The sequence below is a fragment of the Legionella lansingensis genome (assembly GCF_900187355.1).
GTDB lineage: Bacteria > Pseudomonadota > Gammaproteobacteria > Legionellales > Legionellaceae > Tatlockia > Tatlockia lansingensis.
This window is the reverse complement of the sequence record NZ_LT906451.1, coordinates 2,940,613-2,953,337: the sequence shown is the minus strand read 5'-3', so window position 1 is coordinate 2,953,337 and position 12,725 is coordinate 2,940,613. Positions and strand designations below refer to the sequence as shown.

The following is a 12,725-nucleotide window of genomic DNA, read 5'->3' as shown; positions in this document are numbered from 1 at the left end:
GAATTATGTGGTTTAATTTTAAACACGAATTTTGATAAGGTTTTGGGCTTGGTTTCATTTGTAATGAATGCACGCGGGAGGCAATGGCTTACTCTTCTCTTAAGCTTGAACTTCGCGACTAACATGGCTGTAGCCGCGTCTTCCAAGCCTTCTAGTATCGACGAAGGCCTCTCTCTCTATTCTTGGACGGATGCGTCTAAAGCGGAGGCATCGCGTGTTATTGAAGCTTATGATCGTCTACAGCAGGCTATCAGCAATCCCGAGTATTTGCTTGACCACTGGGTGGATTTGCCCACAGCTCCAGACTCGCGCAATAAAAAACCACAACGTTTAAGTCTGCGAGAGGCAATCCTTTTGGCCTTGCGCTATAACCCTAATATTCAAAATGCTGAATTAGATAGAATTATTCAGCGTTATCAATTGCGCTTAGCTCATAATGAATTCGAATTACAATTCGCGCTTGCTGGTTCAGCAGTCGCCGAAAGAACCCGTTTTAGTGGAGTAGGAAGCACGAATAACAGTAGCGCTTTAGCAACCCCTGAGCTTAATCTCAAAACCAAACTAGGGACACAGCTAGGGTTAAATTTAGATAACAACGTGTCTAATTATAACAGCTTTACGCCCGTGCTTAATTTTTCTATTACCCAACCGTTACTCCGGGGATTCGGTAAAGATGTCAATGAGGCAGGTCTTTTGGATGCCATGGACAATGAATGGCTTAACAAACTCAGCCTGCAGCAGTCTATTAGTGATCAAATCACCCAAGTGATCATCGCTTACCGTGCTTTGATTTTAAGTGGTAATAATTTGGAAAACCAACGCCTGCAACTAAAAGAAGCGCGCAAGACCTACGAGATTAATGAGAAGAAAATTAAAGCCGGCCAACTTGAGCCCACAGCAAATGTTCAGCAGTCCTATCAAATTGAATCGTTAAGCTTAATGGTGGAGCAAGCTGAAAATGACTTTAAAACAGCAGCACAGGATCTTCTACAAGCCATTGGTCTTGATCCACAAATGCGTTTGTCCGTTCCCAGCGATGTGGCGCTGGATAATCTTGTTATCCCTGATCTGAAGGAATCTATTAACATTGCGCTCAATCACAACACGCAATTTTTAGCACAAAAAATGCTTTTACGTGCCGATGAAAGAGCTTATAAGGTGGCTAAAAATCAACAGCTTTGGCAGCTTGATGTTGGCGCCAACGTTCAAACTGGTCGCGTTAGTGATGTTGATGGCAACAATGGTTTCAACAATATTTATAATGGGCATAACCTTACTGAGGCCGCGCGCGTGACGTTAACTATTCCCATGAATGACATCAGCAGAAAGAGCCAACTCATTAATGCCAAGGTCAAATTGGAGAAAGACCGTTTAAATTTGATAGCGACTAAACGTGCCTTGGAAACCAACATTACCAATATTATTAATAACATTAAAAGTTTGGCCAAACGTTATCAATTGGCACAGAAGCAGGTCAAATTGGCAGCACAATCCTACGCTTTGGAGAAGAAAAAATTAGCAGCCGGTATCTCTACAGCATTGGATGTCAACAATACTCAAAATCAGTTAATTCAGGCGCAAGCTGGTTTAATTAATGCGAAAATTGCTTATCTCAATCAGTTGTCAGCGCTTCAGCGTCTTCTTGGAACAACGCTTGATTCCTGGCAAATCAAACTCAGGTACGGAAAATGAAAATAAAATTAACTTTTTTACTTAACCTCTTGTTGGCTAGCTTATTAACCGCCTGTGGCAGTGATCACCAGCAGCAAAAAAAAGAATTACAGACATATACTGTAAAGCCAGAAACGGTACATAAGACCCTGTTTTTCACAGGAACGATTCAGCCTTTGCATGAGAGTGCTATCACGAGTCCTTTGGATGCAGTGATTGAAACGATGCACTATCATTATGGACAATTTGTAAAAAAAGGTGATGTGGTGATGACCTTAAATTCCAGCGAATTACAAAAACAATACAACGACACGCTGACGGATTACCTTAAATCGAAGGACAATTACAGTGTCACTAAAGCGAGATTTGCTGGTACCCAGGAACTTTGGGATGCAGGTTTGCTATCCAAGAACAATTATTTAAGCGAAAAATCAGGTCTTGATACGGCGCGCATGACTTTAATGCAAGCTACTCGCAAGCTCGGCGAAATGTTAGAGAGAATGGATGATGGCTCAAATCAAAAGTTATCTTCCCTAAGCATCGCGGAGTTTGATAAGGTCAGGCAAGCCCTGGCAACCAATCATCATCTCATCCGTCTTAAAGCGCCTGCTGATGGAATCCTACTTTATCCTCCCAAAGCAAGTGATGATAAATCCAGTAAGCTTAATGTAGGTACTGCTGTTAAGCCAAATCAAGTCATTGCCTTGGTTGGCGATTTAACAGGCATTAGTGTAGAAATTGATGTGCCAGAGGTCGATATTGATAAGATTCATACTGGTATGCCGGCAACAATCACCGGGATAGCGCTTGGCAGGCAAGCTCTCAAGGGCGAGTTGGTTGCTGTCAATGCCCAGGCTACTGATACCGGCAGCGGGGGGCTGCCTTCTTTTAGTGCCGTGGTTGAAGTGAAGAGTTTGACGCCTGAGCAGCGCAATTGGATTAAAGTGGGTATGAGTGCTTCTATCGCTATTGACATTGATACCAGCAATCAATTGCTCATCCCCATTGCCGCGGTCAAACAGGAAAAAGGAAAGAGTGTCGTTAAATTACGCGCCAATGACGGTTCCTTAAGTACAAGGATTGTTTCTACAGGGGCTGCCCAAGCCGATAAAGTCATTGTTGCCTCTGGTTTAAAATCGGGGGATGTGGTGGCTTATGACTAAGAAGTCATTAATTCAATTAAAAAATATAAGCAAGACTTACGACGTGGGTGGACTTCGTTCCAAGGTTCTGAAAGATGTCTCATTAAATGTTGATGAAGGGGAGCTTTTGGCTATTGTTGGTGCCTCTGGTTCCGGGAAGTCAACGTTGATGAATATCATTGGTTTACTGGATAAGGCGGATACTGGGGAATATTTGTTAAGAGAGCACAGGGTCGCCGCTTTAAACGAAGATGAATTAGCAGCGTTGCGTAACCAAAGCATTGGTTTCGTCTTTCAGCAATTTAACTTGTTACCGCGTTTTACTGCTGAACAAAATGTCGCTTTACCGTTAACGTATCGCCATATGCCAAAGGCAGAGATTAAAGAACGTGTGCGGGTATCTCTGGAGCGTGTAGGTATGGCTACCTTCATGCATCATCGACCAACACAATTATCTGGTGGCCAGCAACAACGGGTAGCCATTGCCCGATCCTTGGTTGGGGAGCCACGCGTTATTTTAGCTGATGAACCAACAGGTGCTCTTGATTCTCGGACAGGTACAGAAGTCATGAACCTCTTTCATCATTTGCATACTGAAGGATGTACCATCATTTTAGTGACTCATGATGAACAAGTTGCAGCGCAATGTGCTCGCCGGATAACGCTGGCCGATGGTGAAATTATTGCTGAGAGGTATCAATGAGCTGGTGGCACCATCTTCCCCAAGCTTTAGTGAACTTGACTGCAGCAAAATTACGATCATTGCTGGCTGTATTAGGTATTCTTGTGGGCACGGCGGCAGTTGTTGCTCTGCTTTGCTGTGGAGAGTTAGCTACGGAAAAGGCTTTAGAACAATTTAAAGCTTTGGGGACTGATCTCCTTGCTGTTTCGGTTTTTCAGCAGACTCCAGGAAAATCAAGTGGTGGGGATGACTTATCCCTTAGTTTATGGCGACAACTGCCCGAAAGAATTCCTGCGATTAAAAAAATTGCCCCTTATAGCACGACGTATCAGCCTATGAGTTTCGAAGGTAAGATTTTACAAGGTGCGGTGATTGGTGCTGATGAATCGTTGGCCAATATCATCCATATTCAATTGGCGCGAGGTCATTTTGTTTCTTTTGTTGAATCCTTCGAGCATTTTTGTGTTATCGGCGATGGCTTGGCTAAGCAGTTACAAGACATTCATTTTGATGATCCCATTGGTAAACAATTACGAATCGGCCAAGCACTCTATACGATTATTGGTGTCGCTCAGCCCTGGAAAGAAAACGGTTTTTTTAATGAGGATATAAACCAGGCAGTCATTATTCCCATTGCAGGGGTAGCTTTGATTAGCAAAGAGAACAAAATCAATAATGCCATTTTGCAACTGGAGGAGGATAGTCCAATTGATGACATCATTGAGCAGGTTAAGCAGCTCATCATAGCGCAAAATCCCAAATTAAATGTCTTTTCGCGTAGTGCCAAACAAATCATCGCAGGCATGGAAAGTCAAGGTCATATCTTTACTTTGTTATTGGCGGTTATTGGTGGTATTTCCTTGCTCGTGGGAGGCATTGGGGTTATGAATGTCATGTTGGTTTCTGTCAGTGAGCGTAAAAAAGAAATTGGTATACGCAAGGCTGTAGGGGCAAAGAATCATGAAATCCAAATCCTGTTTCTTATCGAATCAGTGATGCTATCATTTTTAGGAGGCGTTCTCGGTGTGATTTTAGGTCTGATTTTTACCTGGGTAGTTGCTTATTTCAGTCATTGGACCTTTACCTTATTGCTCACACCTCCTCTTGCAGGTTTTGCTGTTTCCGTTGCAACAGGCATCTTTTTTGGTTTCTACCCTGCAAGAAGGGCTGCAAAATTAGAGCCAGTGGTCTCTTTGCGCAGCGAATAAGAAGTCTATTGTGCAGCCTTGATCGTCTGCGTCGTGATCTTGAATGAGATTTGTTATTGATGGCTTTAAAGGATAGTCTATAAATAACTTATTTATCTTGTGGTTAAGATGCCAAATAATACGAAAAAGACTTTGCCATTGTCACTAGGCGCTCTTGGTGTTGTCTATGGCGATCTTGGGACTAGCCCGCTTTACGCGCTTCAGCAAGTCTTTCCTAACATGCCGCTGACTTTTGAAAACATTCTTGGTGTTTTATCCTTAGTCTTCTGGTCCCTCATTTTAGTGATTTCAATCTGCTATATGACGGTTTTCTTACGTGCCGATAATGAAGGCGAAGGTGGTATATTGGCTTTGCTATCTTTACTTAAGAGACATGAGCGATCATACCCGCAATTGCTTTTTCTTATTGGTATTGTTGGTGCAGGACTACTTTTGGGAGATGGCATGCTTACCCCTGCCATTTCAGTAATCAGTGCCATTGAAGGCTTGAAAGTCATTTCCCCCTATTTTAGTTATCTCATTGTTCCACTTTCATTCTTTCTTCTTCTTTGTTTATTCCTTTTTCAGCGTTTTGGTACAGGTAAAATTGGTTCTACTTTTGGGCCTATTTTATTTTGCTGGTTTATTACCATAGGAATATTAGGTGGTGTTGCATTATTTCACAATCCAGTCGTCCTCTATGCCATTAACCCTTATTATGCCTTTAAATTTTTTTATCATGGTGGCTGGCATGCCTATATTTTATTAAGTGGTGTTTTTCTTGTTATCACGGGAGCAGAAGCAATGTATGCTGATTTAGGGCATTTCGGTAGAACGCCAATCCGTGTAGCCTGGTTTGTTGTTGTGTTTCCCGCCTTGTTCTTGAATTATTTTGGACAGGGTGCTTATTTATTGGAGAATCCGCAAGCAATATCAAATTCATTTTATGCCCTTGCGCCTTCCTGGTTCTCTTATCCGTTAATTATCATCGCAACGATTGCTACCATCATTGCATCACAAGGAATCATTTCAGCCAGCTTTTCACTCGCCAAACAAGCCATCTTACTTAATGTGTGTCCGCGGCTATCGATCATTCATACCTCTAGAGATGAAAAAGGTCAGGTCTATGTTCCACAAATCAATTTCATTCTTGCTTTTGGCACCCTTTTATTGGTTGTCATTTTAAGAAGCTCCGGGGCATTGGCTGCAGCCTTTGGTATGGCTGTTAACCTAGTGATGATTATTGTGACGATACTCGTCATTTTTGTGGCTCGATTATTTTGGAATTGGTCGCTTTTCAAAATAATCTGGGTTTTTAGTCTGTTTATGTTGATTGATTTAATGTTTTTAGGGGCGAATTTGCACAAGATAAATCAAGGTGCCTGGATCCCTCTGGTGTTTGCTTCATTAACGGGGGTGATTATGATCACCTGGAATAAGGGGATGAAACTTCTACGTTCCTCTTACTACATGAACAAAATGGCATTGCCTGAAATTATCAAAAAATTTGAGCATGAGAAATTGAATCATATTGAAGACTTAACTGCCATTTTTATAACCGATCCCTACGATAAAAGCGGAGGAACTTTTCTGCATTATCTCGATTTGAATCATATGGTCCCTAGAACAGTATTAATTGTAAGTATTGTCATCGAAAATTATCCCTATCTTCCGATAAAAAAACGATATGAACTTGAAACATTGACCTCGGAAATTTATGATTTGAAGCTGCATTACGGCTTTATGCAGAGAATTAATGTCCCTTACGCACTATCGCTGTGTGATGAACATGATGTCTTACCTTTCTCCCTGGATGTGGATAAGGCTACATTTTTAGTAGAGAGGATCAACATCACCAAGAAGAAACGCCCGCGTTTATTTTATTGGCAGAAAAAAATGTTTGTTTTTCTCTTAAACAATTCTGCTTTTGACATTGATTTTTTTCACTTGCCGCACGATAGAACCATAACTATTGGTACTTATTGTGAAATATAAAACCGTAGGGATGATTAATGATGGAATATGTTAATATTGTTCTAAAAACACTCGATGGTTTCGCGAAAGAGTTTGCTTCTCGCTCACCCTATATCCTCATTGCCATCCTTTTTTTAATCATTACCCATTTCGTTGCCAAAACGAGCGCTTTTTTGTTCAGAAAATATCTAAGGCGCATGTGGATTCGTTCGAATTTAGTGATTGTTCTCCAAAAAATGATGACGATTCTGATTTGGTTGGTTGGTATTCTAATCGTAGCAACCATTCTTTTCCCATCGGTAACTCCAGCAAACGTTTTGACGGCATTAGGTATTTCATCGATCGCCATCGGTTTTGCCTTTAAAGATATTATTGAAAATTTCCTGGCTGGAATTTTAATTCTGCTGCGCGAGCCGTTTCATATAGGCGATTACATCGAGACAACTCAGCAGGATGGCACAGTAGAACATGTGTCTGTGCGTAATACGCATATTCGTCGCACGGATGGTGTACGCATTGTCATCCCAAATGCATTATTATTTACTAACTCAGTTCGTGTGCTGACAGATCAAAAATTCAGAAGAATACAGGCAATTTGTGGTTTTAATTATAATGATGACCTGGAAAAAATACGCAACGTGCTCAAAGATGCCGTCACTCAATGTGAATCGGTTAATAAAGATCAGTACATTCAAATTTATGTACAGGAGTTAAGTGCTTCAGGTGTTAACTTCGAAATTACATGGTGGACAAAGCCCAAACCCGGTGATATTCGCTATTCACGTGATGAAGTATTATCAGGTATCAAAAAAGCCTTAGATAGCGAGGGAATTGAAATCTCTCATGCCTATACTGTGGATCTTTTTCAAGACAAACTAATTCAGTTCATTGAACAGAAATCAGAAGAACCAAAGAATAAAGAAGAACCAGAGAATAAGCATGGAAATGAAAATCAAGACAGATGAACTAAATATTATTCGAGTTAAGCATCACTGCCATTGAGTTAAGGATGGGTGTTGAGTTATTCCAAAGCTAGCCCCTAAGTACGCGCTTGATAAAAACGATATCCATTAAATCCTTAAGCGTAATCATTCCATAGAGCTTGCCATGTTGCGTGACAATCAAACGATTTACATTGTGAGCCTGCATGATCTCAAGAACCTTTGCGACGTCTGTTTCAACGTCGACGACATTCTTTTCTGAGCAGTCAGACATTACTTGCTTGACTCTAACACTAGGCCATTCTTTCTTTTCTATTTCGCCTACAGTATCAAAGGAAATACTGCCTACCAATCTACCATTTCGCATAACCGGATAGAGTTTGTGGTAGTACTGATAGAAATAATTATCCACTAATTCTTGCAGCGTCATATCAGATTCCACCCAGATTGGGTTCGTTTTGACGTATTTCTTTATAGCCTCCCCACGAAACATTTCTTTAATAAAGAGCTCTTTATAGGACATCTTCGAAAGGGATTGCAGAAAGAAACCAATTAAGACCATCCAGAGCCCAGCGATGAGTGCTCCTTGAATAAATTGGATGATCCCAAAGAAAATCATGCTGAAGCCTAGCCAGGTTCCGCCTTTGGAAGCAATGCGGGTAGCCCATTTCAGATCATTAGACCACCACCATAGGATGGAACGCAGTATCCGCCCACCATCCAGAGGGAACCCAGGTAGCAAATTAAAGACCGCCAGAACAAAATTGATCATGCTCAGATAGCTTATTACGCCATTGAACAAAATAGGCCAGTTCGCCTGAGTACCGATTTGCAAAAGAATATAAAAAGCTACTCCTAAACCAATACTAAGCAAGGGGCCAGCACCGGCCATTAAGAACTCTGACTTAGGGCTCGGTGGCTCGGCGCTCATTTTCGCTATTCCGCCGAAAACAAACAGTTTAATTCCTGAAATAGGGATATCATATAGCCGTCCGACTAAGGAATGACATAACTCATGCAATATAATTGATAAAAAAAGTCCTATTGCTCCAGCGATCCCCATAATCCAATAATGGCTTACACTAAAACCCGGAAATCTTAGGGGGAAATAACCAGCAGCAAGTGTCCACGTAATAAGAATGGCTGGGAAAAACCATGTCCAATCAAGTCTTACCTCAAAACCAAATAATTTGAATAAGTAAAGGCCATCTTCCTTTATATTAGAGTCCATCTTATTCGCTCATAAGATAATTGAATGTTCTCTAGCAAAATTTGATCCAGGACGGTGATTTTGCTTTGACGATGTATAGGGAGAATGGATATAGTTAAATTCATTATGCAAGTGCATGGACTAGTAAGAATAAGATTTGGAGATCACCATGGTGCAACAATATGACGCTATTATTTTAGGGGGCGGTAAAGGCGGAAAAACCCTGGCAATGGATCTCGCGAAAAGCGGACAGCGAGTAGCAATGATTGAAGATAATCAGATTGGTGGTACTTGTATTAATGTGGCTTGTATCCCTACTAAAACACTCGTCCAATCCGCAAAAGTTGCTCATTATTGTCGGATAGCACAAAACTATGGTGTGCGGGCCAAGTTAGAGCCTATTGATTTTAAAGCAGTACGGGCTCGCAAAGATAGCGTTGTTAATGCTATGCGTGAAGCTAACCTTAAGCAGTTTTTAGATTCAGGCATGGATTTGATGCTTGGTAGAGCTCGTTTTATTGGTCATAAACGGATCGAAGTTAATCTTTCTTCACCTCGCCAAGGACAAAGTAAACTGGAGATCACGGCGAATAACATTTTTCTCAACACAGGTGCATTGCCTTTTATTCCTCTAATCCCTGGGATCGATAAAATCAAGTATTTCACTAATGAAAGCTTAATGAAATTGGATGAAGTACCCAAACATTTGTTAATTATTGGTGGAGGCTACATTGGCTTGGAATTTGCGCAAATGTTTCGCCGGTTTGGTGCTGATGTCACGGTTATCGAAGCCAGTCCAGAGTTTTTAAATCGTGAAGATAAAGATATTGCTGAACAAGTCCTTAATCTGTTAACCCAGGAGGGCATCCGTTTTGCTTTGAATACCAAGATCAATCATATCCGCGAGGCAAATGGTGATGTAGTCATTGAGATCAGTCACCAAAACAAAACGGACATTGTTAAGGGTAGCCATGTTTTAGTTGCTGTGGGACGGGTGGCTAATACAGAAGGATTGGATTTGCAGCAAACCAATGTGACTTTGGATGAGCGAGGATTTATTAAGGTTAATCAATTCCTTGAAACTTCCGTGCCTGGTATTTGGGCAATTGGGGATGTTAAAGGTGGGCCGCAATTTACCCACTTATCTTTGGACGATTATCGTCTTTTAAAACATAATTTGAATAACCCCACACAAAAACTATCTTCTCAGGACCGATTAATTCCTTATACCGTATTTCTTGATCCTGAGTTGGCTCGTATAGGGTTAACAGAAACCCAAGCTATAGCCCAGGGCTATACAGTGAAAATTGCCAAGATTCCTGCGGCTGTTATTCCTCGGGCTAAAACGCAAGGGGAAACTGCGGGGGTACTAAAAGCGGTGATCGATGCAAAGACGGATTTGATTATTGGGGTTTCTATCTTTTGTGCAGAAGCGGGTGAAGTTTTAGGAGTGATACAGTTGGCCATGGAATTAGAGATGCCCTATCAAAAGCTACGTGATGTCATGTTTGCTCATCCAACCTTGGTTGAAGGTATTAATCTATGGTTTGCGCAAGTTTCTTGAGCTTGAGAAATCAGAACAAGATTTAAGAACTAGCTGGGATGGACGATTCATCGTCCATCCGGCTGAACCATTTCTTGCCTTCAACTAAACGGGTGATCATCATACTACTCACACTATCCCCAGTCACATTAAGCATGGTTGCTAAGGGATCGATGACGATGCTGATGGTGGCAATGGCAAGTAAAACAGAAGGTGGGAATCCGTAGACAGTTAAAATTAATAATTCGCCAAGCATCCCGCCACTGGGGATTGCCCCCATCACTGTACCAACCAGTAAGGAAACACCAAGAGCAGTGAGTAAAACCGAAGCGCCTGTAAAATTTAAATGAAAAATCCCAAACAGAAATGCTATTTTAATCATGCCGCCAATGACTGATCCATCTTTATGGATAATAGCCCCAAGGGGAATGGTGGTTTCATAAATGTCTGGAGTAACACGCATTTTTTTCGTTACGACTAAATTTGCTGGAATACTTGCGGCACTGCTGCATGTGGCGATGGCAGTAACCATGGAAAGAAATACATTATTCCAATATAACTTAACTCCCTCCATTTTTCCGGCCAAATAGGCATAGCAGGTAAATGCGCAGATGAAATAAATGAGTGCAGCAACATAATAAATGATCGTCAGGCGAACATAGCTTTCTATGAGCTGAGGTCCAAGTTCGCTCACGGTTACAGCGAAGTAGGCAAAAAAGCCTATCGGAGCATAATACATAATCAACGAAAAAACCCTCATAAAAACCTCTTCACCCGCTTGAAGAAATGAGGTAAATACTCTGGTTTTTTCATTACCAGCAGTTACAGCAAGACCAACCAAAATTGAAAATAGGATTAAAGCTAATATATGTTCATGTGAAAACAACTTTGAAAAATCAGGCAATGTGAAGATGCCCACAATTTGACTAGAGAAGTTAACGGTTGATAGTTTTTCTGGAGTGGTTAATTGTAAATAAACACTATCTGCCGGCGGGAAAAGCTTCACAATAAAAAGCATATAAATTCCAGCTACCAATCCTGTAAACAGAAAGACAACAATCATATAAAAAATAATTCTCCCCAGTTTTCCTAATGAGCCAGTGCGTGCAATCGCTGATGACACACTGAAAAAAATGAGAGGAACGATTGCTGTGAGGATCAAATTTAGAAAGATATCACCAAAAGGTTTTAACCATTTGGCTGCTTGAGCGAAGAAATAACCAGTTAACCCGCCTAGCAGAATAGACAAAAACAAGATAATGGGAAAAAGGTAGTTTCTTAATGTCTTATATTGAGTCACTGGGGGGAATTTCCTTTAGCAATTTCACGTACTAGTATTTTGATTCAAGCTTGATTTTTAAACAACAAATATGCATGATACCTGCATTTTAAATGCAGAAACAATTATTATGAGTCTTTTCCCAATCAAATGGCTATCTTCACTGGTCGTTATTGCAATCTCTTTTAGTGTCTGTGCACCATTATTTGCAGAAGTACAAAAAATTAGCCAACCAATTTCCATTGATAAAAAACTGGCGGAGCTTGAAGCGTCTTTTGGCGGGAGAATTGGTGTCTATGCAATCAATACAGCAAATAATACACATCTGCAATATCGTGCAAATGAACGCTTTCCTATGGGGTGTACTTCAAAGGTTATTGGTGTTGCGGCTATCCTCAAAAAGAGCATGAATGATAGGACACTTCTCTCGCAAAAAGTAACTTACACAAAAAGTGATTTAACAAACTGGAATCCTATTACTGAAAAACACTTGGCCGATGGAATGACGGTCGCTGAATTATGCGCCGCTGCTATCCGCTATAGCGACAATACGGCCATGAATCTTCTGGTGAGAATATTGGGAGGGGTGGAAGGCATGAATGCTTTTGCACGCAGTATTCGGGACCATTCTTTTCGTCAAGACCATGAGTGGCCAACCGAGGCTATGTCAGGTGGTCAGGGTGATTTGCACGATAGCTCCACACCTTCAGCGATGGCAAACAGTTTAAAACGATTGGCTTTGACGAATACCCTGGCCAAGCCACAACGTGAACTATTGTTGTCTTGGTTAAAAACCAATACAACAGGTGATAATCGTATCAGGGCAGGTGTACCTAAAGGTTGGACAGTTGGAGATAAAACGGGAACCGGCTTTTATTATGGGACGACCAATGATATTGGAATTATTTGGCCACCAAAATGTGCTCCAATTGTCGTGGCAATTTATTACACAAGTAATGATAAAAAAGCGGTTAAACGAGAAGATATTGTTGCAGCAACTATACGTATATTGATTAATGAATTCGCGCAAGGTGATAAGTGCATTAGAAGTGGCTTACCCATTTAATGGAAAAGTTTTCATTAATCTAGGGAACGC

General features: G+C 41.1%; 10 protein-coding genes. 8 read left to right on the top strand and 2 right to left on the bottom strand.

What is annotated here, in order from left to right; translation table 11 throughout:
* The first annotated feature begins 123 nt into the window (after positions 1 to 123).
* From CKV79_RS13500 to CKV79_RS13475, 6 genes are all read left to right on the top strand, one after another.
* Positions 124 to 1,692: a TolC family protein gene (locus CKV79_RS13500; protein ID WP_051546084.1), complete on the top strand. Its 1,569-nt coding sequence runs from the start codon at positions 124 to 126 to the stop codon at positions 1,690 to 1,692.
* Positions 1,689 to 2,834: an efflux RND transporter periplasmic adaptor subunit gene (locus tag CKV79_RS13495; RefSeq protein ID WP_028372466.1), complete on the top strand. Its 1,146-nt coding sequence runs from the start codon at positions 1,689 to 1,691 to the stop codon at positions 2,832 to 2,834. Before CKV79_RS13500 ends, CKV79_RS13495 begins: the two co-directional genes overlap by 4 nt.
* The gene (locus CKV79_RS13490; protein ID WP_028372465.1) at positions 2,827 to 3,516 is read left to right on the top strand and encodes an ABC transporter ATP-binding protein; all 690 of its coding nucleotides are present in this window, start codon (positions 2,827 to 2,829) and stop codon (positions 3,514 to 3,516) included. The genes CKV79_RS13495 and CKV79_RS13490 overlap by 8 nt, the downstream gene beginning before the upstream one ends.
* A complete protein-coding gene (locus tag CKV79_RS13485; protein WP_028372464.1) occupies positions 3,513 to 4,703 on the top strand; it encodes an ABC transporter permease in 1,191 nt (396 codons plus the stop codon). Before CKV79_RS13490 ends, CKV79_RS13485 begins: the two co-directional genes overlap by 4 nt.
* A 108-nt stretch (positions 4,704 to 4,811) precedes the next feature.
* Complete coding sequence (locus CKV79_RS13480) at positions 4,812 to 6,677, top strand: potassium transporter Kup (RefSeq protein ID WP_028372463.1); 1,866 nt, start codon at positions 4,812 to 4,814, stop codon at positions 6,675 to 6,677.
* A 17-nt stretch (positions 6,678 to 6,694) separates the two neighbouring features.
* Positions 6,695 to 7,621 carry a mechanosensitive ion channel family protein gene (locus CKV79_RS13475; protein WP_051546073.1) on the top strand — a complete coding sequence of 309 codons (927 nt, stop codon included), beginning with the start codon at positions 6,695 to 6,697 and terminating at the stop codon, positions 7,619 to 7,621.
* 67 nt (positions 7,622 to 7,688) lie between these two features.
* On the opposite strand, the gene CKV79_RS13470 is transcribed toward CKV79_RS13475, so the two are convergent.
* Entirely contained in the window at positions 7,689 to 8,828 is a 1,140-nt protein-coding gene (locus tag CKV79_RS13470) for a site-2 protease family protein (protein ID WP_035914971.1), read from the bottom strand.
* Positions 8,829 to 8,976: 148 nt separating this feature from the next.
* Between CKV79_RS13470 and CKV79_RS13465 the strand changes: the two genes are divergently transcribed.
* On the top strand, positions 8,977 to 10,371 hold the full coding sequence (locus CKV79_RS13465) for a mercuric reductase (RefSeq protein WP_028372460.1): 1,395 nt from the start codon (positions 8,977 to 8,979) through the stop codon (positions 10,369 to 10,371).
* Positions 10,372 to 10,393: 22 nt separating this feature from the next.
* On the opposite strand, the gene CKV79_RS13460 is transcribed toward CKV79_RS13465, so the two are convergent.
* Positions 10,394 to 11,650 (bottom strand): dicarboxylate/amino acid:cation symporter, encoded by a 1,257-nt coding sequence (locus tag CKV79_RS13460; RefSeq protein ID WP_028372459.1) that lies wholly within the window; start codon positions 11,648 to 11,650, stop codon positions 10,394 to 10,396.
* A 70-nt stretch (positions 11,651 to 11,720) separates the two neighbouring features.
* On the opposite strand from CKV79_RS13460, the gene bla reads away from it, so the two are divergent.
* Positions 11,721 to 12,695, top strand: coding sequence for a class A beta-lactamase (gene bla, locus CKV79_RS13455; RefSeq protein WP_197697231.1), 975 nt, complete (start codon positions 11,721 to 11,723; stop codon positions 12,693 to 12,695).
* Positions 12,696 to 12,725: the final 30 nt, after the last annotated feature.

Coding starts and splice junctions, on each gene's coding strand:
- CKV79_RS13490 (WP_028372465.1), top strand. CDS start 2,827: ATGACTAAGAAGTCATTAATTCAATTAAAAAATATAAGCAAGACTTAC.
- bla (WP_197697231.1), top strand. CDS start 11,721: ATGCATGATACCTGCATTTTAAATGCAGAAACAATTATTATGAGTCTT.
- CKV79_RS13500 (WP_051546084.1), top strand. CDS start 124: ATGGCTGTAGCCGCGTCTTCCAAGCCTTCTAGTATCGACGAAGGCCTC.
- CKV79_RS13495 (WP_028372466.1), top strand. CDS start 1,689: ATGAAAATAAAATTAACTTTTTTACTTAACCTCTTGTTGGCTAGCTTA.
- CKV79_RS13480 (WP_028372463.1), top strand. CDS start 4,812: ATGCCAAATAATACGAAAAAGACTTTGCCATTGTCACTAGGCGCTCTT.
- CKV79_RS13485 (WP_028372464.1), top strand. CDS start 3,513: ATGAGCTGGTGGCACCATCTTCCCCAAGCTTTAGTGAACTTGACTGCA.
- CKV79_RS13465 (WP_028372460.1), top strand. CDS start 8,977: ATGGTGCAACAATATGACGCTATTATTTTAGGGGGCGGTAAAGGCGGA.
- CKV79_RS13470 (WP_035914971.1), bottom strand. CDS start 8,828: ATGGACTCTAATATAAAGGAAGATGGCCTTTACTTATTCAAATTATTT.
- CKV79_RS13475 (WP_051546073.1), top strand. CDS start 6,695: ATGATGGAATATGTTAATATTGTTCTAAAAACACTCGATGGTTTCGCG.